The organism is Brucella sp. LJL56, assembly GCF_054871705.1.
Window position 1 is genome coordinate 197,283 of record NZ_JBTXLQ010000009.1, and the last position, 18,818, is coordinate 216,100.

The window sequence follows — 18,818 nt, forward strand, 5'->3', positions numbered from 1 at the left end:
TCGCTCGATTTTACGGATTCCAGTTCAGATTTTTCAGAATTTTTGCTGGATGCTACAACTTCTCAGGAGCTGCCAATGAGCCTCTACGGTATGATGCGGACCGGTGTTTCGGGAATGAACGCGCAGGCCAACCGCCTGTCGGCGGTCGCTGACAACATCGCGAATGCGAGCACCGTCGGTTACAAGCGCGCCGAAACCCAGTTTTCGTCGCTCGTTCTGCCGAGCACCGGCGGACAATATAATTCCGGCAGCGTTCTGACCAATGTTCGTTACGGCATTTCCGATCAGGGCGGTATTCGGTCCACATCGTCCACGACAGACCTTGCCATCGACGGCAATGGCTATTTTGTCGTGCAAGGGGCGGACGGCTCGACCTTTCTGACGCGCGCCGGTTCCTTCGTTCCCGACAAGAACGGTAATCTGGTCAACTCAGCCGGCTATTATCTTTTGGGTGCCGGTCCGAACGATCCGGCTGGCGCGCTGACGACAGCCGGTTTGAACATTATCAATGTCAATGGCGCTGCACTTCCGCCGGAGGCCAGCACGTCGGGCAATTTCACCGTTAATTTGCCGTCTACCGATCAGGTCCCGGCAGCCGGCGAGTTCAATCACAAGACATCGCTGATCTCCTACAATGACAAGGGCGAAAAGATCACGCTCGACGTCTATTTCACCAAGACCGGCGCGGACGAATGGAGCGTCACGGTCAAGAACGCTGCTGACGATGCTGTGGTCGGTGGTCCAACGACGCTGACATTCGATCCGACGACGGGTGCGATGAACCCCGGTGGCAATATTGCCGTCGACCTCGCAGCTTATGGCGGCCAGACCCTCAACCTCGATCTGGGTGCATCGACGCAGCGCGCCGGTGATTACACGATCTCGCAGGCACAGATTAACGGTCAGGCGCCATCTTCGGTCAAGGGCGTGGATGTGGCCAATGACGGTTCGGTTGTTGCCATTTACGAAAACGGCACGCAGAAGGTGCTGGCGCGCATTCCGCTGGCCAATGTGGCAAGCCCTGACCGCATGACGGTCGTGAGCGGCAACGTCTTCCTGCCGAGCGCGGAATCGGGCGATGTCCGCCTCGGTTTCCCGCAGAGTGACGGCATGGGCAAGATCATGTCGGGCACGCTGGAGGAATCCAACGCCGATATTGCGCAGGAATTGACCGACATGATCGAGGCGCAGCGCAGTTATACGGCCAATTCGAAAGTCTTCCAGACGGGGTCAGAACTCATGGACGTTCTGGTCAATCTGAAGAGATAAATCGAGGTGATTCCGGGGAAGGCATAAGTCTTGCCCGGAATTGCTGCAAATCCGGTCCGTTCAGGCAACAGGCAACGGACCGGACGCTTGAGAGCAGTTCCGATTCAGGCGGAATAGTGGGAAGTGCTCCAGGTAGTTAATTCAGCCGCATTTTCGGGGGTGAGGCCGCTTCATACCTTGACCGGGGATGCACCAGAGCATGTCTCCCCGAAAGTGGGAACCGGTTTCGGAATAAAGACATGCGTAAAAACAAACAGATAGAGCGGTTCCAACGGCTCTGTTTTAACCGGAACCGCTCTAGTAGGATGGGGTAAGATGTCGCTTAGTTCTGCTCTTCTGACGGCCAAAAGTTCGCTTGCGGCAACGTCCAAGCAGACCTCCGTTGTCTCGAGCAATATTGCCAGGGCCAACGATCCGGATTATTCCCGGCGTACTGCTTCTCTCGTATCGGGGCCTTATGGCTCCCTTTACGTGGGTATCAGCCGTTCGGCGGATGAAGCCTTGTTCAACAGGTTTACCCAGTCGAATAGTTCGGCGTCTTCCTCTTCCATTCTCGCTGGCGGGCTTGACCGCCTTTCGTCGCTTTATTCGGCAGACAATTATTCGGGTTCGCCTTCGGCCCTGATCGGCGATCTGCGTGATGCGCTCCAGACCTATGCGGCTTCGCCATCCAACAGTGCGCTTGGCGACAGTGTCGTATCGACGGCGCAATCGCTCGCCAATGCACTTAATGCCGGAACCAAGCAGGTTCAGTCGCTGCGCAACGACGCGGACCGTGAAATTGCGGATTCCGTCGCCAACATCAATGATCTTCTGACCAAGTTCGAAAAGATCAATCAGGAGATCGTCGGTGGAACGCGCGCCAATCGCGATGTCTCCGACTATATGGATCAGCGCGATGCGATCCTGAAGCAGCTTTCCGGCGAGATCGGAATCACAACCATGATGCGCGGCGATAATGACATGGTCATTTTCGCCGAAAACGGCGTGACTCTGTTCGAGACGACAGCGCGCAAGGTGAGCTTCGAGCAATCGACGGTGCTGGCGCCGGGCATTTCCGGCAATGCGGTGCTGGTGGATGGCGTGCCGCTCAATCACGAGACGTTCGACCAGCCTTATGGCACCGGCCGCCTGAGCGGGTTGTTGCAGTTGCGCGACCAGATCGCGCCACAATACCAGATGCAGCTCGACGAGATCGCGCGAAATCTGGTGACGATGTTCGCGGAAAGCGACCAGACCGCCGTTGGAGCCGACAAGACGGGTCTCTTTAGCTGGGCCGGATCACCCGATGTCCCCGGCGCGGGCATTTCGGCAGGTATTGCAGGCACCATCAAAGTGTCTTCGGCCTTCGTTACCTCCGAAGGCGGCAGCCCGCTTCTTCTGCGCGACGGCGGGGCCAACGGGGCCGATTACAAATACAATAGCGAAGGTGCGGCAGGTTTCAGCGATCGCCTGCGCGCGCTCAATGAAGCATTTTCCGAGCCGATGACCTTCAATTCGGTGGCAGGGCTCGCGACCAGTTCCAGCCTGACGGACTATAGCGCCTCGTCGATAAGCTGGCTCGAAGGTAAGCGTCAGAAAGCCAACAGCGAATTTTCCTATAATGCGACGGTTGCCGGTCAGGCGGATACAGCCCTCTCCAACGCCAACGGTGTCGATATGGACACCGAAATGGCGCTGCTTCTCGATCTTGAACATTCCTACCAGGCATCGAGCCGGGTGCTGACCACGATCAGCGCAATGCTCGACGATCTTCTCAACGCGGTGTGAGGCCAATGAAAGCGCAATCGATTTCCACCTATGGCGCAACGTCATCCCTGCGGGCTTTTGTAGCGAAGAACAAGGCCGAGATGTTGAAGGCGCAGCAGGAAGCGACCACGGGCACCGTGTTCGATGTCGGCCTTTCGCTCGGCTCCAAATCCGGCCAGACCGTATCGTTGCGCAAGGAATATGATCGCCTGAGCGTGCTGACAGACATGAACAAGCTGGTGCAGGAACGCATGACGGCGACGCAGAACGCCGCTGGCACCATCATCAAGGACGCGCAGGATTTTCTGGGTGCGCTTGCAGGAGCCAACAACGCTGGCGCCGACATGATTGCCAAGACGGCGCGCTCCATGCTGGATTCCGTGACCGGCATGCTGAACAGCAGCTTCAATGGCGAATATATTTTCTCCGGTGTGAATACCGATGTGAAGCCGGTTGCCGATTATACCGATGGCGGGGCCGCGCAGGCGGCGATCCGTCAGGCATTTCAGGATCATTTCGGCTTTCCGGTCGGTGATCCGCAGGTGGCAAATATCACGGCCGACGAAATGACGGCATTTCTGGAGGGCGATTTTGCCGACCAGTTCAATGACGCGAATTGGTCCGCCAACTGGTCGGACGCTTCCGACAATGTCATCAAAAGCCGCATTTCGCCGAGCGAGACGGCGGATACGTCCGTTTCGGCGAATACCGATGGTTTCCGCAAGACGATCATGTCGGCAGTGATGGTTGCCGAGTTCGGCAATATAGGTCTCAATGAAAAAGCTTTCGCAGCGCTGACCACGCAAGCCGTGCAGACGACCGCACAGGCTATTACGGATACGACCGCGCAGCAGACGACGCTTGGTCTGGCCCAGTCGCGCACCGAAGCGGCGAGTACGCGCATCGCGGCGCAGCAGAAGATCCTGAACCAGTCCGTACTCAATCTCGAGGAAGTCGATCCTTATGAAGCAGCGACGCGTGTAAACGCTCTGAAGACGCAGATCGAAACTTCGTATTCGCTGACGGTTCAGTTGCAGAATATGAGCCTGCTCAACTATCTCAGATAGTCGGGATGAAATGAGGACGGACGCAGCATGATGCGAGCCCGTCCGACTGGTACGGATAGACGGAGACACCATGTATCAGATGCGCTACGAAGATGTCATGAATGACGATATGGCGAGCGCCAAGGAACGTGAGCGGATGCTTTTCGACCGTTCCATCGAAATGCTCGAGGCGGCGAAAGCCAATGGCAGCGGCTCGCGCGAGGCGATCGATGCCGGCTATTTCACCACGAAACTCTGGACCGCGATCATCGATGATCTGGGTTCGCAGGAAAATGCGCTGCCGAAGGAACTGAAGGCCGCGATCATCTCCATCGGCATCTTCGTGCTCAAGGAGATTGACCGGATTCGCCTCGGCGAAAGCAACGATTATGCGACGCTGATCGAGATTACCCAGTCGATCCGGGACGGGCTTTGAAATGACGGAAACTGGCAAACCGGCAATCCGTCTCTCGCTGCGGGCCGGCGAACGAATTTTTATCAATGGCGCTGTGCTGAAGGCGGATCGCAAGGTTTCGCTCGAGCTTCTGAACGATGCGACCTTTCTTCTGGAAAACCATGTTCTCCAGCCGGAAGACACCACGACACCGCTGCGCCAGCTTTATTTCGCGGCGCAGATGATGCTCATCGAACCAGCCATGCGCGAACAGGCTCACACCACTTTCGCGCAGATGCTGCGGGGCATGTTCGCCGCGTTCAAGGATGCGGAAATCCTGAATGCGCTGAAGCTGGTCGACGAGCTGGTACATAACGGGCGCGTTTTCGAGGCGCTCAAGACAATTCGCGCGCAATATCCACGCGAGGCCGAACTGATGGGGCATGAAAGCCCGGCTTTGCCTGTGCTCAAAACCCGGAAATCTGCGGAGGTAAACCCATGACCACGACGCCGCCGATCGGCACGAATACGACGAATAACAACACGACGAACAACAGCAATTCTGCAGCCAACAAGGCAAGCGTCGATTATAATTCCTTCCTGAAGCTTCTGGTGACGCAGATGCAGAACCAGGACCCGACGCAGCCAATGGATGCGACGCAGTATGTTTCGCAGCTTGCGACCTTCTCCAATGTCGAGCAGGCCGTCCAGATGAACAGCAAGCTTGAAACCCTGATCGCCAACACGTCGCTGACGCAGGCCGAAGGCTGGATCGGCCGCACGCTGACCAATGCCGATGGCAGCATATCGGGCGTCGTGAAGTCCGTTACCATCCAGTCCAATGGCATGCTGGCCGAACTGGAAGACGGCAAGACGCTGATGATCGGCCCAGGCGTCAAGGTCAGCTAGGAATAATGCGGTGAACGAGGCCGATGCGCTCGATATCGTCAATTCGGCGATCTGGACCGTGCTTATGGCAAGCGGCCCGGCAGTGCTCGCTGCCATGCTTGCGGGTATCGGTATCGCGCTTTTTCAGGCATTGACGCAGATACAGGAAATGACGCTGACCTTCGTGCCGAAGATCATCGTCATTTTTGTCGTGCTGGCCCTGACTGCGCCGTTCGTCGGTGCACAGATCAACTCGTTCACACTGCTTGCCTATTCGCGCATCGAGAAGGGGTTTTAGCGCGCAGCCTCGCGCAAGCTTCACAAGCTAAGGTCCGCTTCGTAACAGGAGACGGATGTGCAGCAGGCAGCGGCTAAACCCTTCACGAAAAGCGGATTTCTGACCGGCAGCGATATGGGGCTGGCGGTTGGTATCATCATCATCCTGACGGTGCTTTTCCTGCCTGTTCCGGCTGTCGTGCTGGATATCGGTCTGGCGTTTTCGATCGCTTTTTCGGTCCTGATCCTGATGGTTTCGCTCTGGATTCAGCGCCCGCTGGACTTTTCCGCCTTCCCGACGGTGCTGCTCATCGCCACCATGATGCGATTGTCGCTGAATATCGCGACGACACGCGTGATTCTCACCCATGGCAATGAAGGCTATCTCGCCGCCGGGCATGTGATCCATGGCTTCTCGCAATTCGTGATGGGCGGCGACTTCGTCATCGGTCTGGTCGTTTTCTGCATTCTCATCATCGTCAACTTCCTCGTCATCACCAAGGGCGCGACACGTATCGCGGAAGTGGGCGCGCGTTTCACCCTCGACGCCATTCCCGGCAAGCAGATGGCCATCGATGCCGACCTGTCGTCCGGCCTGATCGATGAAAAGGAAGCGCAGCGCCGCCGTCGCGAGCTGGAAGAGGAAAGCTCCTTCTTCGGCTCCATGGACGGTGCGTCGAAATTCGTGCGCGGTGACGCGATAGCGGGCCTCATCATCACAGCCGTCAATATTTTCGGCGGCATCATCATCGGCGCCACGCGCCACGACATGGATATTGCGCACGCCGCCGACGTCTTCACCAAATTGTCGGTTGGTGACGGTCTGGTCACGCAGATTCCGGCCCTGATCGTGTCGCTTGCCGCCGGTCTTCTGGTGTCGAAGGGCGGCACGCGCGGTTCCGCCGATCAGGCGATCTTCGGCCAGCTTGGCGCCTATCCGAAGGCACTCCTGGTCGCGGCTATGCTGCTCTTTGTCCTCGGCATCATGCCGGGCCTGCCAGCCTTCCCGTTCTTCATGCTGGGTGGCGCAATGGCCTTCATCGGCATTGCCGTACCCCGTCGACAAGCGCGCCAGCGCGAGGCAGAAGCGACCGAAGCCGGTAAGAAACAGCGCGACGCGGAAGAGCAGGAGCGCAATTCCGTCAAGGCTTCGCTGGAAACCAACCAGATCGAGCTTTGCCTCGGCAAGCAGCTTTCCGCTCGCCTGATCGCATCACAGCAGGAGCTGGCGCACCGCGTCAACAAGATGCGCCGCAAGTTCGCGCAGGAATACGGTTTCGTCATCCCCGAAATCAAGGTGACGGACGATATCGCGCTTCCGCCGAAAAGCTATCGCATCAAGATACACGGCACGGCGGTCGCCAGCCACGAGCTGCGCGTCGGCGAAACGCTTGTCGTGCTTGGTGACCGTCCGATTCCATCCATTCCGGGTGAGGAAGTGCGCGAACCGGCCTTCGGTATGCGCGCCTATTCGGTGCCGGAAACCTTTGCATCCGATCTGCGCCGCGACGGTTATATGACCGTGGATAATCTCTCGGTCCTGCTGACGCATTTGAGCGAAATCGTCCGCAACAATCTGGCCCAGCTTCTGTCCTACAAGGATATGCGTATTCTGCTGGATCGCCTCGGCTCTGAATATCGCAAGCTCCTGGAAGATATATGCCCGTCGCATATTTCCTATTCTGGCCTGCAGGCGGTGCTGAAGCTGCTGCTCGCAGAGCGCATTTCCATCCGCAACCTGCATCTGATTCTCGAAGCCATTGCCGAAATCGCGCCGCTCGTCCGCCGCCCGGAAATGATCGTGGAGCATGTCCGCATGCGCATGGCGCAGCAGATTTGCGGCGATCTTTCCGATAATGGCGTGCTGAACGTGCTGCGTCTCGGCAATCGCTGGGATCTGGTTTTCCACCAGAGCCTCAAGCGTGACGCCAAGGGCGAAATCGTCGAATTCGACATCGATCCACGCCTGTTGGAACAGTTCGGCACGGAAGCCTCCACTGTCATCCGCAAGCATTTCGACAATGGCGAACGTTTCGTGCTGGTTTCCTCGCCGGAAGCGCGGCCATACATTCGCATGATTATCGAGCGTCTGTTTGCCACTCTGCCAGTCCTGTCCCATGTCGAGATCGCGCGTGGCGTGGAAGTGAAGTCGCTCGGTGCGATTTCCTGACCGGGAGAGAACCCGTTGCCTATCACGCAACTACCGCTTAACGAAATCATCCTGGCCGCCGTTTTGGCGTTCTGCCGCATCGGCGCGTGCCTGATGCTGATGCCGGGGCTTTCGAGTGCGCGCATTCCGTTGCAGGTCAGGCTCTATATCGCGCTGGCCTGTTCATTCGCGGTCTTGCCACTGGTGCTGCAGCGTATCGCGACCGTTGTTGATGCCGGGCAGCCGTGGACCCTGTTCCGCCTGATGGCGAGTGAAATGTTCGTCGGCGCGGTTATCGGCATTCTGGCGCATATCTATTTCTGGGCACTGCAATTCATGGCCAGCACGATGGCCGTCTCAGTCGGCTATTCCGGTTCCCCTGCCGATGCCATAACCGAAAGCGAACCGCAGGCGACACTTGCCACCATCGTCACCTTCAGCGCGCTGTTCCTGTTCTTCATCACCGACATGCATCTGGAAATCTTCCGGGCGCTGCTCAATTCCTATGTGGCCATTCCGGTTGACGGGCAATTCCGGCCCGATGCGGCGATGATCGATTTCACCGATGCGCTTTCAGCGGCTTTTCTGGCAACATTGCGTATCGCAGCGCCGTTCATCGTCTTTGCGATCCTCGTCAACTTTGCCATCGGTCTGGTGAACAAGCTGACGCCGACCATACCCGTTTACTTCGTATCGATGCCATTCGTGCTGGGGGGAGGGCTGCTGGTGGTCTATTTCATCCTGCCGGAACTCCTGCGTTTCTTCACCAACGAAACTGCGTCGCAGTTGCGCGAGCTGTTTTAAGGGTGGCCATGACGAACCCGCGTAATCTGAAAAAGCTGATTGAATTGCAGAAGCTCGGCAGCGCCCGGCTGGAGCAGGCTCTTGCCACAGCCAATGCACGCAAGAACGCGCTGGATGAGGAGCGCGAGGCGCTCATCGCCATGCAGGATCGTCGTTATGACGGCGATGCGTTCAATATCGACCCGTCGCTCCTCATCAAGCGCCTCGGAGCCAATGCCGCCGAATCGCAACAACTGGAACAGCGTCTCGAATCACAACGCAAGGCACTTCTGCAGGAACAGAGGCGGGTCGGGTTGCTGGAAGATCGCCTGACGGATGCTGGAAATGATCGCGAACGGCGCGAACTTTCCAGTCTGATCGAGGAGTTTATTAGCCGGAAAACGACAAATAAGTCGCAAAACCCTGATTAAGCGCAAAATTGAAGCTGAACGCACGCACAAGTTTCAGTCAAGTTTGACCCATTATGGTGCAAGTAACAAAGCGCATCCCAAAAAGTGCGAAGCGGTTTTTGGACAAGATGCGCGGTAGCACTAAACGTTAGAGCGCCGATCTGATGCAATCAGATCGAAACGCGCTCTAAAACAAGGAGTTGTGCATGGCGATCAACCCGCCGTCAGATCTGGTGATGGACGTGGCGCGTGCTGCCGATCCGCAAGCCTATCGCATGGCGGCGGAACGCTTGAGAGCGCCGTCCGCATCGGGAACCATGGTGGCATCCGCTACCGGGGGGCTGACGCGGGATAATTTCGCAAGCTTTTCCGACAGCCTTGCGGCTGGGATCAGCGTGCGACCGGATGCGCAGAATGTGGCCAATCCGGCCTATCGCAAGTTTGAGGCCTTCATGCTGCAATCCTTCGTGCAGTCGATGTTCACCAGTGACACGACGGCGACCTTCGGGAAGGGGATTGCCGGTGAATACTGGAAGTCCATGATGGCGGAAGCCATGGCAAACAAGATGGCGGATGGCGGCGGTGTCGGCATTGCCAAGTTGCTTGAGGAACAGGCGGCGCGCAACGGGCGGGCAGACGCGCCGACGACGATAGCGTTAGGAGACGTGATCAGCAATCTGGGAGAGAGTGTGAGCCAGAATGGCGTATCGAAGGACATTGTGCATGGCTTCGAACGCAAGCTCATTCAAAAGCAGCTTGAGCATGTCTCCCGAAAGTGGGAACCGGTTTCGGGATAAGACATGCGTGGAAACAAAGAGATAGAGCGGTTTTGACGGCTTACTGAAACCGCTCTGGCCAACAACAACGATACGGACCCGGCGCGCGGCTGACTGGCCCGCAACCATAGCGTCCGCCATGCTTCATAATTGAGGACCCCTAAATGACCGAGACAAGCTCTGAAAACAGCCTGCCGCCAGAGGATTCGCAAATCGTCATTGTCACGAGCGAACCCGGTCAGGTGCTGGCAGAGGAACCGGCCGAGAACCCCACATTGAAGCCGGTCGTGCGGGCAATCCAACGTCTGGAAGATGTCATCGACACCGAAACGCGCCTTCTGCTGGAGGGCGGCAATCCGGATCTGGCGGAAATCAATTCCCGCAAGAGCCGCGGACTTTATGACTTCAACAAGGCGATCAAGAAAGCAGCCAGCGCTGCCGAACCCGCGACGATGAAGCGGCTTCAGCCGCTGCTCGACAGCCTGAAGCAGAAGCTTGAGAAGAATTGCGAAGCGCTGCAACTGCATCTGCGGGCTGTCGGCGAACTGGCCGACCTCATTCGCGGCGCGCTGGAAACGCAGGAAGCCGACGGCACCTACAGCATGCAGAGCGCGAGGCTCGGTCACGCACGATGATTCGCATCCTTGCCATCGGTCTTTGGATTTGCGCCGTCGCATTCGGTTCGCTTTTCATGGCGGTGCGCCTGAACGCCTCATCTTCGGATGGGGCGCAAGCCGCGACCGGCGGGTTTGGCGGTGTGGATTATGTCAAGACGGATGTGATGAGCGTACCGATCATCTCGAACGGCAGCGTTGCCGGTTATGTGGTGACGCAGCTTGTTTATACGATCGATTCGAACATCCGAAAGAAGCTGACCGTGCCGCTGGAGTTTTTCATCAGTGATGAAATCTTCCGCAAATTCTACGGCAGCTATTCGGATACAAAAGATGTCGAGAAGGTAAGTTTCGAGGACGTTCGCGCCTCGATTATCGGCGATCTGAATGCACGGTTCCCCGAGCCGGTCATCAAGGACCTTCTGGTCGAGCAATTCAATTATATTTCAGCCGAAGAAATCCGTGCCATGAACATGCGCGGTACGCCGACACCGACGGCTCCGGCCAAACGAGAGCCGGAAAAGCAGGCAAACGCTGAACCTGTTAGTCAAAGCGAATAATATTTGCCTGCAAGCTGGGCGAGGCGCTCTTCGTCCAGCGGCGTGACAGCCGGGTCCGATATAAGTTCCACGCCCATTTCTCGGCCATTGCGCCAGGCGACGCGGGCCAAAAGTGCGCGACCGTAATAATCATCGAATAGCCAGAAGCGTTCGGGCAGGGTCGGGACTTCGACGGTTCTCAGCTTGGCGCCGTGGGGCGCGATATCGCTGAACTGGCATTCGATGATGAAGCGACCGTCGAGGCCCACGATCTTTCCAGAGCGCAGCCTTGTACGCTGTCTCTCTTCCCTGCGACGTTCGTGGGATGGCTTAACCCGTGCCATATCAAAATCTTACCTGCTATTCCCCTGGGCCTAATCTAGCAGGTTTCGATTGCGGATGCGTTACTTTTTAAATCTGGAACCTTCGGACATGGTTACCTTGAACAGGTTCCTGCATGTTCAGGTGACATTTGCCGGATCAATGTTCTCCGCAAGCTTCGCATAGGCCGCGCAGCTCCAATGTCGTCTTGCGCGATTTGAACCCGTTCTGAAGGCTCCAGGCGCTGACGAGATTCTCGATCGCCGCATCGGCGAACTCCGTCACCTGACCGCATTTCTCGCAGATGGCGAACGCCACGAGACCCTGCTGATGACATTGCGGATGCGCGCAGGCAACGAAGGCATTGAGGCTTTCGAGACGATGGATCATTCCGTAATCGAGCAGCTTTTCCAGCGCACGATAGACCTGCAGCGGTGCGCGGAAACCGTCGTCACGCAACTGGTCGAGGATCGTATAGGCGCTGAGCGGCCCTTCCGCCTTGGACAGAACGTCGAAAACCAGTGTCTGATTGCGGGTCAGGTCCTGGGGGGCGTGATGATGATGATGCGTGCTCATTGTCCAGCGATCCGTTTCGGTGATGCCTGTTCCCTCTTATGTAGGGGTAGCAGGCTCAAAATGAAAATGGCAAGCGCCGCGACCACGATGGAAGGGCCGGACGGCGTGTCGAAATGAATGGAACCATAAAGTCCGCCGATCACCCCGGCTGCCCCGATCAATGAGGCCAGAATGGCCATCTGCTCGGGCGTGGAGGAAAAGCGGCGCGCGGTCGCTGCCGGAATGATGAGCAGCGAGGTTATCAATAGAATTCCGACGATCTTCATCGCAATGGCGATGACGATGGCCAGAAGCAGCATGAAAACAATGCGCGACAGGGCAGGGTTCATGCCTTCGGCGCGGGCAATATCCTCGCTGACGGTGGCGGCGAGGAAAGGGCGCCACAGCCAGGCCAGAATGGCCAGCACGAACACGCCGCCGCCATAGATGAAGGCGATATCCATCCGCGAGACGGCAAGAATATCGCCGAACAGGAACGACAGCAGGTCGACGCGCACCCATGTCATGAAGGCGACGAGAACGAGGCCGAGCGACAGCGTGGCATGGGACAGAATGCCGAGGAGCGAATCCGCCGACAATGTATGACGGCGTTGCAAGAGCAGCAGAATGGCGGAAATTGCTACTGCAACAGCGAATACGCCGATCATCATATTGATGTCGAAAATGAGCGCCAGCGCCACGCCGAGCAAGGCCGAATGTGCCATAGTGTCGCCGAAATAGGCCATGCGCCGCCAGACGATGAAGCAGCCGAGCGGGCCTGTTGTGAGCGCCAGTCCGACACCGGCGATGATGGCGCGGGTGAAGAAGTCGTCAAGCACGCGACGCACTCCCTTCGTGGTGATGATGTTCGTGGTCGTGCTCATGGTCATGATGATGGCCATCATCGGCATGGCAGTGTTCCGTCACGGAACCGTCGGCATGCAGCACGCGTCCGTCGGGCAGATGGGTGTGATCGTGGTGATGCTCATAAACGGCAAGCGGCCCCACGGCCCGGCTGCCGAAAAGCCGCATATATTCAGGGCTCGCCGTCACATCGCGCGGTGTTCCGCTGCAGCAAACATGGCCGTTGAGGCAGATGACGCGGTCGGTCGCCGCCATGACCAGATGCAGGTCATGCGAAATCAGCAGGACACCGCACCCTGTGTCGTCGCGCAGTTTCGCAATCAGTTCGTACAACGCAGCTTCGCCGGAGAAATCGACGCCTTGCACCGGTTCGTCCAGCACCATGAGGTCCGGCTTGCGGGCAAGCGCCCGCGCCATCAGTGCGCGCTGGAACTCGCCGCCCGAAAGGTTAGCGATCTCGGCCTTTGCAAGATGCGGTATGCCCACCACTTCCAGTGCTGCTTCAATATCCTTGCGCGCCAGAGGGCCAGTCAATGTCATCAGGCGTTCGACGGAAAGCGGCAGCGTGCGGTCGACATTGATCTTCTGCGGCACATAGCCGATGCGCAGGCCCGGCGCGTGGACCACGCTGCCTTCATCCGGCTTCAGGATGCGCAGCGCCATCTTGGCGGCAGTGCTTTTTCCCGCGCCATTTGGACCGATCAGGGTCACGATCTCCCCGCGCTCGACGCTCAGGTCGACATTGCGCACGAGCCAGCGTCCGTCGCGATAGACGCCGGCATCCTTCAGTTCGATCAATGTTTCCCGTGCCTTTTCGGCGGGGAGGGGTGACTTCCTGCTCATCTATTCCGGGCTTTCACTGCCTGTATGTTCTGTCCCACGCACGGATTATTCGCCGATTCGGGATTTTTCCTATCAGCTTTTTGCGGCTCGTTATCTTACGCAACCACCGCTGTGATTTTTCCAAAATGGGGGTTGCCTCACCTTATGGCAGACGTTATAGCATAACGCAACTGACGTAATAAAATAACATATCACTTGAATATAATACCCTTTCCCAATCGTACAAGAGAGAGACTATGAAACATCTCCGCTCCCTCCTCCTCGCCTCAGCATTTCTGGCCGTTACGGCAAATGCCTCGCTTGCCGCAGAACGCGATGGCGTTGTGGTATCAATCAAGCCGCTCCATTCAATCGTTTCCGCAGTCATGCAGGGCGTGGGCGAGCCGAAACTGATCGTTCAGGGTGCGGGTTCGGAGCATGTCTACAGCCTGAAGCCATCCGATGCCGAAGCAATCGAACACGCCAAGGTGATTTTCTGGGCGGGTCCGTCGATGGAAACCTTCCTCGACAAGCCTATCGATACGCTTGGCGATGGCGCGAAGGTCGTCGCGCTTGGCGAAGCCGATGGCCTGACGAAGCTGAAATTCCGTGAAGGCGGTCCGTTCGAAGCGCACAATCATGGTGCGGAAGGCCACGACCACGGCGCCGAAGGTCATGATCATGCTCATGACGACAAGAAGGATGCCGACAAGGCGCATGATCATGGCGCCGAAGCGTCGGAGGGCGGGCATGACCATCATCATGGTCACAGCGAATATGATCTGCATTTCTGGCTCGATCCGCAGAACGGAAAGGTTCTGGCGGCGGATATCGCCAAGACGCTGAGCGAAAGCGACCCCGAACATACCGCGCAATATGAAAAGAATGCCAAGGACTATGGCGAGAAGATTGATGCGCTGACCAAGGAAGTCGCCAGCGAACTGGAGCCGGTTAAAGACAAGCCGTTTATCGTCTTCCATGATGCCTACCAGTATTTCGAAAATCGTTTCGGCGTGAAGGCGGCGGGCTCGATCACGGTCAGCCCGGAAAAGGCTCCGGGTGCTGCGCGCATCAAGGAAATTCATGAGAAGATCAAGTCGCTTGGCGCAACCTGCGTGTTCTCAGAACCGCAGTTCGAGCCGAGGCTGGTGAACACCGTTATCGAAGGGACGGATGCTAAAACCGGCATTCTCGATCCTCTGGGTGCAGAATTGAAGGATGGCCCTGATCTCTATCCGCAGCTCATCCGTAATCTGGCCGATTCTCTGAAAAGCTGCCTGTCGAAATAACAGCCGTAGCCGCTTCCCTTTGCTGGGTGCCTGTGCATTCAGCAAGGCGGCTGCAACAGTGCCGGGCAGTGACCTACCGGCAGCTCGGCACTTCAGAACCAGAATAAAGTAATCGCGCGTCAGCTAACGCAAACCGTTTCATGGTTCTTGCTGAAACACTCAAGGGCGGTTCCGACCGCCCATTTTTACCCATAAAATTGTTACGATATAACATTAAGGAGAAGGAAATGCACAACTTCGTCAGGGCACTTCAGACCGGTGCCGTTTTGACTTTTCTTGCTCCCGCGGTTGCGGGTGCGCACGGTATCTGGATTGCCGAGCGCCATGGAACGCAAGCCGTTGTTTATGGTCACGGCGCAAGCGATGAGGCCTATGATCCGCAAAAGCTTAAGACGGTGACTGCCAAGGACGTGGATGGCAAGGAAGTTGCTGTCGAGATCAAGCGCCAGGAAGATCACGCCCTGCTGGGCGTGCCCAAGGATGCAGTTGTGGTCAGTGGCACGTTCGACAATGGCTTCTGGGCCGAGGGACCGGACGGCAAGTGGGTCAACCAGCCGAAATCGGAAGTGCCGGGCGCCAAACAGTCCAGCCAGAGTCAGAAGTTTGCCGTCACGATCCTGGACCATTTGCGCAAGAAGCCACAGGCGCAGGGCTTGCCGTTTGAAATCGTCCCGTTGATGGACCCGACGATATTGGAGGCGGGCAATGAGCTTCCCGTACAGGTTCTGTTCGACGGAAAGCCGGTGGAAGGCGTCGAGGTCACGGCGGATTATGTCAATGACAGCCATGCGGCACCGGTGAAGACCGACGCGGAAGGCATCGCCAAGATCAGGATTCGCAATGCAGGTCTCAACGTCGTTGGAGCCGGCTATTCCAAGCCGCTGTCCGATTCAAAAGAGGCCGACAAGCTCAGCTTTTTCACCACGCTGACCTTCAATCTCGATCACCACCATCACGATTGACTACATCCGGTTTAAACAAGGAACGGAGTCATGAGAAAGAGACTACCCGTCACGGTCTTGTCCGGCTTTCTTGGGGCAGGGAAGACGACACTACTCAATCACGTGCTCAATAATCGCGAGAACCGCCGCGTCGCGGTGATCGTCAATGATATGAGTGAGGTGAATATAGATGCCACTCTCGTTCGCGAGGGCGGAGCCAATCTTTCCCGCATGGATGAACAGTTGGTCGAAATGACCAATGGCTGCATCTGCTGCACATTGCGCGATGATCTCCTGAAGGAGGTTTCGCAACTGGCAGCTCAGGGACGCTTCGATTATCTGCTGATCGAATCGACCGGCATAGCCGAGCCATTACCCGTTGCCGCCACGTTTGAGTTTCGCGACGACAAGGGCAACAGTCTTTCGGATGTCGCCCGGCTCGATACGATGGTGACAGTTGTTGATGCCGCCAATCTGCTGAAGGATTATGCGTCGAACGATTTTCTGCGCGATCGCGGCGAATCGCTTGGAGAGGATGACGAGCGCACGCTTGTCGATCTTCTGGTCGAACAGATCGAGTTTGCTGATGTCGTCGTGCTGAACAAGATATCGGCGGCTTCAAAAGAAGAGCGCGATCTGGCTCATAAGGTCATCCGCTCGCTCAATCCCGATGCCCGCATTGAGGAGGTCGATTTCGGCGAAGTGACGCTCGACGCCATATTGGACACAAAGCTCTTCGACTTCAACAAGGCGCATGAGCATCCGCTCTGGTACAAGGAGCTGCATGGTTTTGCCTCGCACACGCCGGAGACCGAGGAATACGGGGTTCGCTCCTTTGTCTATCGCGCGCGGCGTCCCTTTGATCCCGAAAGGTTTCAGTCGTTCATCGACAAGGGCTGGCCGGGTGTTGTGCGGGCGAAAGGCTTCTTCTGGCTTGCGACACGGCCCGATTTTGTTGGTGAAATCAGTCAGGCTGGCGCATTGGTGCGCACCGGGAAAAGAGGCCGCTGGTGGTCATCCGTGCCGAAGCAATACTGGCCGTCTGAACCCGAATGGCAGCGTGCCATGGTGCCCTATTTCCATCAGGAGTGGGGGGATCGACGTCAGGAGATCGTTTTCATCGGTATAGATCCAATGCAGGAAGATGCACTCATCGATGAACTGGACCAGTGTCTCCTTCGGGAAGAAAACTTCGCACCGGAGCGCTGGTCGGGGCTGAACGATCCGTTCCCGAACTGGTCGGCCGCCTGACGCCTATTCTGACAATGAGGCTATATCCAGGGCCTTGTTGTCAGCGAGCGTTCGATGATCCAGAACGCTGGCGATGGCTTCGCGCACATCGAGCATCATCTGGCGAACCTCGCATTCGTCCTCATCGCAGTCGTCGCAGGGGCGATAGTCTGTCTTGCTGGCGCAAGCGATGGGGGCAAGCGCGCCGTCGAGCGCGCGGATGATATTGCCGATAGCAATCTCGTTGGCCGGTCGGGCAAGGCAGAAGCCGCCACCCTTGCCTTTGCGACTCAGAACAAAACCGGCATTGCGAAGCTCGGTGAAAATATTGTCGAGAAACTTGCGCGGTATATGGTGTTTTTCGGCGATCTCGCTGGCCGAAACCAGTTGTCCATCTGTAACGCCCGCCAGATGCACCATGGCTTTCAGGCCATATTTGCCCTTTTTGGTCAGCATGCCACCCCTGTGGAGCATTTCCTCGAAGAACGGAAACCGGTTTCCGCCCGGAAATGCATGAAGAGAATCCGCAACAAACGCCGCCGTTAAAAACGGCGCCGCTTTATAAGTTCAGGTCAAAACCTGTATATAAGAAGTTAGGGGGTAAACCCCGCCGCGACAAGTCTTTTCGCCGCGACGACATCGATCCGAAAGTCGGGATCGATTTTCGGACCGATGCATGACTTCTATAGTGTGGAGCATCCGCGATGGCGCATGGCGTTCTGGCGGTCAATCTCGTCCGTTTGTCAGCAAGGCGAGCGATAAAGCGCCCTGCAACGCATCGCCAAGCGCGGGTTGAAAGAGCTCACGATGCGGAAGAAATGGTAGCGCTGCATAGGATAAGGCGAGGCCCCCCGTAAGGCTGAACCGGCCAAGCGTCTCTATGTCGAGCCGTTCCAGGCCGCGGGCGATATAAGTGCAGGCGCGCTGCAGGATCAGAATGCCGAGCGCATCGCCCTTATGCGCATAGTCGAAAACGGTAGGAGCGAAGGCCGCATAATCTGCAGCCGTCGCCGAGCGCGAAAAGGTGATGATCCGGCGCAGGTCACCGTCGAACCGTGTCAGTATGGCATCTACGAGTTCCGTGCGTTCGGCCATGGCGTCCAGAGCAAGCAGGGTCTCCTCGAGAAGTTCGCGACCAAGCCGTGCGCCGCCTGCATGATCGCTCAACATGAAGCCGCGACCGCCGACAATCTCGAATGCGTCTCGTTTCCTTTTGACGAAGACCGAGCCGGTGCCGAGAATAACGACCGCACCGTCTTCATGACCGAGCGCACCTTGCAGGGCAGAAACAGCGTCGGAAACGATCATCACTTTGCCGAAGGGGAGGCTCTGTTCCACGCGGCCCTTGTCGACAAGCGAATTTGCACCTGCGAGCCCGAACACGGCGCAGGTCTCGTTCAATATAGAGACATCCAGTCCGGCATCGTCCGCAGCCAGTGTCGCCGCGCGCATTATATTATCCAGTGCCGTTGCCGGGTCAGCCCCGATATTGGCCGGACCGCTTGAGCCCCGGCCTATGGGGGCACCATTGTCGTCGGCAAGCAGCGCCCGGCATCCGGTACCGCCGCCATCGACTGCCAGAATATAAGGCATAGGCTTCATGCTCATTCATCCAATTGTCATGCCGGGTGTCATGGAATCGTCGCAACTGTTCGAATCGCCAGTTTTTCGCGGTTGATATTTGGTTAAAAAGGACCATATTGTCTGTGGAAAGAAAATTCCTGAATTTTTGCGAAACTGCGTTGACAGTTTGGAATGATGGGGTCTATATGGCGCCACAACGAGGGCGGCGACGCTGCTAGCGGCAGGTTGGTTCGTCCGTTGAGTTGGTTGATTGGGTTTGGCGGTGACGTTGGATTTGGTTGGCTGGCGGCATTGACGGGATGAGAGTTCTGTTGATGTA

23 protein-coding genes are annotated in these 18,818 nt (G+C 57.2%); 16 read left to right on the forward strand and 7 right to left on the reverse strand.

Features of this window, described 5'->3' with window-relative positions:
• The first annotated feature begins 75 nt into the window (after positions 1–75).
• From ACYSN1_RS20295 to ACYSN1_RS20355, 13 genes are all read left to right on the forward strand, one after another.
• Entirely contained in the window at positions 76–1,269 is a 1,194-nt protein-coding gene (locus ACYSN1_RS20295) for a flagellar hook protein FlgE (RefSeq protein ID WP_461727319.1), read from the forward strand.
• Between the two features lie 315 nt (positions 1,270–1,584).
• Positions 1,585–3,039 (forward strand): flagellar hook-associated protein FlgK, encoded by a 1,455-nt coding sequence (gene flgK / locus ACYSN1_RS20300; RefSeq protein ID WP_461727320.1) that lies wholly within the window; start codon positions 1,585–1,587, stop codon positions 3,037–3,039.
• Between the two features lie 5 nt (positions 3,040–3,044).
• The gene (locus ACYSN1_RS20305) at positions 3,045–4,085 is read left to right on the forward strand and encodes a flagellar hook-associated family protein (RefSeq protein ID WP_461727321.1); all 1,041 of its coding nucleotides are present in this window, start codon (positions 3,045–3,047) and stop codon (positions 4,083–4,085) included.
• A 70-nt stretch (positions 4,086–4,155) separates the two neighbouring features.
• Positions 4,156–4,500 carry a flagellar biosynthesis regulator FlaF gene (gene flaF / locus ACYSN1_RS20310; RefSeq protein ID WP_105543829.1) on the forward strand — a complete coding sequence of 115 codons (345 nt, stop codon included), beginning with the start codon at positions 4,156–4,158 and terminating at the stop codon, positions 4,498–4,500.
• A 1-nt stretch (position 4,501) separates the two neighbouring features.
• Positions 4,502–4,960, forward strand: a complete 459-nt coding sequence (gene flbT / locus ACYSN1_RS20315) for a flagellar biosynthesis repressor FlbT (RefSeq protein ID WP_461727322.1) — start codon at positions 4,502–4,504, stop codon at positions 4,958–4,960.
• Positions 4,957–5,367 carry a flagellar hook assembly protein FlgD gene (gene flgD, locus ACYSN1_RS20320; protein WP_461727323.1) on the forward strand — a complete coding sequence of 137 codons (411 nt, stop codon included), beginning with the start codon at positions 4,957–4,959 and terminating at the stop codon, positions 5,365–5,367. The genes flbT and flgD overlap by 4 nt, the downstream gene beginning before the upstream one ends.
• Positions 5,368–5,377: 10 nt before the next feature.
• Positions 5,378–5,644, forward strand: a complete 267-nt coding sequence (fliQ, locus tag ACYSN1_RS20325) for a flagellar biosynthesis protein FliQ (protein WP_006469393.1) — start codon at positions 5,378–5,380, stop codon at positions 5,642–5,644.
• A 57-nt stretch (positions 5,645–5,701) separates the two neighbouring features.
• Positions 5,702–7,792, forward strand: coding sequence for a flagellar biosynthesis protein FlhA (gene flhA, locus ACYSN1_RS20330; protein WP_461727324.1), 2,091 nt, complete (start codon positions 5,702–5,704; stop codon positions 7,790–7,792).
• Positions 7,793–7,807: 15 nt separating this feature from the next.
• The gene (fliR, locus tag ACYSN1_RS20335) at positions 7,808–8,575 is read left to right on the forward strand and encodes a flagellar biosynthetic protein FliR (RefSeq protein WP_461727325.1); all 768 of its coding nucleotides are present in this window, start codon (positions 7,808–7,810) and stop codon (positions 8,573–8,575) included.
• An 8-nt stretch (positions 8,576–8,583) separates the two neighbouring features.
• Positions 8,584–8,985 carry a hypothetical protein gene (locus ACYSN1_RS20340; RefSeq protein WP_461727326.1) on the forward strand — a complete coding sequence of 134 codons (402 nt, stop codon included), beginning with the start codon at positions 8,584–8,586 and terminating at the stop codon, positions 8,983–8,985.
• Between the two features lie 185 nt (positions 8,986–9,170).
• Positions 9,171–9,761 carry a rod-binding protein gene (locus ACYSN1_RS20345; protein WP_461727327.1) on the forward strand — a complete coding sequence of 197 codons (591 nt, stop codon included), beginning with the start codon at positions 9,171–9,173 and terminating at the stop codon, positions 9,759–9,761.
• Between the two features lie 143 nt (positions 9,762–9,904).
• Positions 9,905–10,375 carry a flagellar protein FlgN gene (locus ACYSN1_RS20350; RefSeq protein ID WP_461727328.1) on the forward strand — a complete coding sequence of 157 codons (471 nt, stop codon included), beginning with the start codon at positions 9,905–9,907 and terminating at the stop codon, positions 10,373–10,375.
• Complete coding sequence (locus tag ACYSN1_RS20355) at positions 10,372–10,914, forward strand: hypothetical protein (protein WP_461727329.1); 543 nt, start codon at positions 10,372–10,374, stop codon at positions 10,912–10,914. The genes ACYSN1_RS20350 and ACYSN1_RS20355 overlap by 4 nt, the downstream gene beginning before the upstream one ends.
• Here the strand turns inward: ACYSN1_RS20355 and ACYSN1_RS20360 are convergent.
• From ACYSN1_RS20360 to ACYSN1_RS20375, 4 genes are all read right to left on the reverse strand, one after another.
• Entirely contained in the window at positions 10,902–11,237 is a 336-nt protein-coding gene (locus tag ACYSN1_RS20360) for a PilZ domain-containing protein (RefSeq protein ID WP_461727330.1), read from the reverse strand. The genes ACYSN1_RS20355 and ACYSN1_RS20360 overlap by 13 nt on opposite strands.
• 136 nt (positions 11,238–11,373) lie before the next feature.
• The gene (locus ACYSN1_RS20365; RefSeq protein WP_105543839.1) at positions 11,374–11,790 is read right to left on the reverse strand and encodes a Fur family transcriptional regulator; all 417 of its coding nucleotides are present in this window, start codon (positions 11,788–11,790) and stop codon (positions 11,374–11,376) included.
• Positions 11,787–12,653 carry a zinc ABC transporter permease subunit ZnuB gene (gene znuB, locus ACYSN1_RS20370; protein ID WP_461727345.1) on the reverse strand — a complete coding sequence of 289 codons (867 nt, stop codon included), beginning with the start codon at positions 12,651–12,653 and terminating at the stop codon, positions 11,787–11,789. Before znuB ends, ACYSN1_RS20365 begins: the two co-directional genes overlap by 4 nt.
• Positions 12,601–13,476, reverse strand: coding sequence for an ATP-binding cassette domain-containing protein (locus ACYSN1_RS20375; protein ID WP_461727331.1), 876 nt, complete (start codon positions 13,474–13,476; stop codon positions 12,601–12,603). The genes znuB and ACYSN1_RS20375 overlap by 53 nt, the downstream gene beginning before the upstream one ends.
• Positions 13,477–13,712: 236 nt before the next feature.
• On the opposite strand from ACYSN1_RS20375, the gene znuA reads away from it, so the two are divergent.
• The 3 genes from znuA to zigA all read left to right on the forward strand — a co-directional run bounded on the left by znuA (position 13,713) and on the right by zigA (position 16,936).
• The gene (gene znuA, locus ACYSN1_RS20380; RefSeq protein WP_461727332.1) at positions 13,713–14,744 is read left to right on the forward strand and encodes a zinc ABC transporter substrate-binding protein ZnuA; all 1,032 of its coding nucleotides are present in this window, start codon (positions 13,713–13,715) and stop codon (positions 14,742–14,744) included.
• Between the two features lie 227 nt (positions 14,745–14,971).
• Entirely contained in the window at positions 14,972–15,706 is a 735-nt protein-coding gene (locus ACYSN1_RS20385) for a DUF4198 domain-containing protein (protein WP_461727333.1), read from the forward strand.
• 30 nt (positions 15,707–15,736) lie between these two features.
• Positions 15,737–16,936: a zinc metallochaperone GTPase ZigA gene (zigA, locus tag ACYSN1_RS20390; protein ID WP_461727334.1), complete on the forward strand. Its 1,200-nt coding sequence runs from the start codon at positions 15,737–15,739 to the stop codon at positions 16,934–16,936.
• Positions 16,937–16,939: 3 nt separating this feature from the next.
• Here zigA and ACYSN1_RS20395 read toward each other — a convergent pair whose 3' ends face one another.
• From ACYSN1_RS20395 to ACYSN1_RS20405, 3 genes are all read right to left on the reverse strand, one after another.
• The gene (locus tag ACYSN1_RS20395; RefSeq protein WP_461727335.1) at positions 16,940–17,371 is read right to left on the reverse strand and encodes an RrF2 family transcriptional regulator; all 432 of its coding nucleotides are present in this window, start codon (positions 17,369–17,371) and stop codon (positions 16,940–16,942) included.
• Positions 17,372–17,641: 270 nt separating this feature from the next.
• Positions 17,642–18,523, reverse strand: coding sequence for a glucosamine kinase nucleotide-binding domain-containing protein (locus tag ACYSN1_RS20400; protein WP_461727336.1), 882 nt, complete (start codon positions 18,521–18,523; stop codon positions 17,642–17,644).
• 77 nt (positions 18,524–18,600) lie between these two features.
• The coding region (locus ACYSN1_RS20405) for a hypothetical protein (protein WP_461727337.1) at positions 18,601–18,818 on the reverse strand (218 nt) is incomplete at its 5' end.

Coding starts and splice junctions, on each gene's coding strand:
- ACYSN1_RS20295 (WP_461727319.1), top strand. CDS start 76: ATGAGCCTCTACGGTATGATGCGGACCGGTGTTTCGGGAATGAACGCG.
- flgK (WP_461727320.1), top strand. CDS start 1,585: ATGTCGCTTAGTTCTGCTCTTCTGACGGCCAAAAGTTCGCTTGCGGCA.
- ACYSN1_RS20305 (WP_461727321.1), top strand. CDS start 3,045: ATGAAAGCGCAATCGATTTCCACCTATGGCGCAACGTCATCCCTGCGG.
- flaF (WP_105543829.1), top strand. CDS start 4,156: ATGTATCAGATGCGCTACGAAGATGTCATGAATGACGATATGGCGAGC.
- flbT (WP_461727322.1), top strand. CDS start 4,502: ATGACGGAAACTGGCAAACCGGCAATCCGTCTCTCGCTGCGGGCCGGC.
- flgD (WP_461727323.1), top strand. CDS start 4,957: ATGACCACGACGCCGCCGATCGGCACGAATACGACGAATAACAACACG.
- ACYSN1_RS20340 (WP_461727326.1), top strand. CDS start 8,584: ATGACGAACCCGCGTAATCTGAAAAAGCTGATTGAATTGCAGAAGCTC.
- ACYSN1_RS20345 (WP_461727327.1), top strand. CDS start 9,171: ATGGCGATCAACCCGCCGTCAGATCTGGTGATGGACGTGGCGCGTGCT.
- ACYSN1_RS20350 (WP_461727328.1), top strand. CDS start 9,905: ATGACCGAGACAAGCTCTGAAAACAGCCTGCCGCCAGAGGATTCGCAA.
- ACYSN1_RS20355 (WP_461727329.1), top strand. CDS start 10,372: ATGATTCGCATCCTTGCCATCGGTCTTTGGATTTGCGCCGTCGCATTC.
- ACYSN1_RS20360 (WP_461727330.1), bottom strand. CDS start 11,237: ATGGCACGGGTTAAGCCATCCCACGAACGTCGCAGGGAAGAGAGACAG.
- ACYSN1_RS20365 (WP_105543839.1), bottom strand. CDS start 11,790: ATGAGCACGCATCATCATCATCACGCCCCCCAGGACCTGACCCGCAAT.
- znuB (WP_461727345.1), bottom strand. CDS start 12,653: ATGAGCACGACCACGAACATCATCACCACGAAGGGAGTGCGTCGCGTG.
- ACYSN1_RS20375 (WP_461727331.1), bottom strand. CDS start 13,476: ATGAGCAGGAAGTCACCCCTCCCCGCCGAAAAGGCACGGGAAACATTG.
- znuA (WP_461727332.1), top strand. CDS start 13,713: ATGAAACATCTCCGCTCCCTCCTCCTCGCCTCAGCATTTCTGGCCGTT.
- ACYSN1_RS20385 (WP_461727333.1), top strand. CDS start 14,972: ATGCACAACTTCGTCAGGGCACTTCAGACCGGTGCCGTTTTGACTTTT.
- zigA (WP_461727334.1), top strand. CDS start 15,737: ATGAGAAAGAGACTACCCGTCACGGTCTTGTCCGGCTTTCTTGGGGCA.
- ACYSN1_RS20395 (WP_461727335.1), bottom strand. CDS start 17,371: ATGCTGACCAAAAAGGGCAAATATGGCCTGAAAGCCATGGTGCATCTG.
- ACYSN1_RS20400 (WP_461727336.1), bottom strand. CDS start 18,523: ATGAGCATGAAGCCTATGCCTTATATTCTGGCAGTCGATGGCGGCGGT.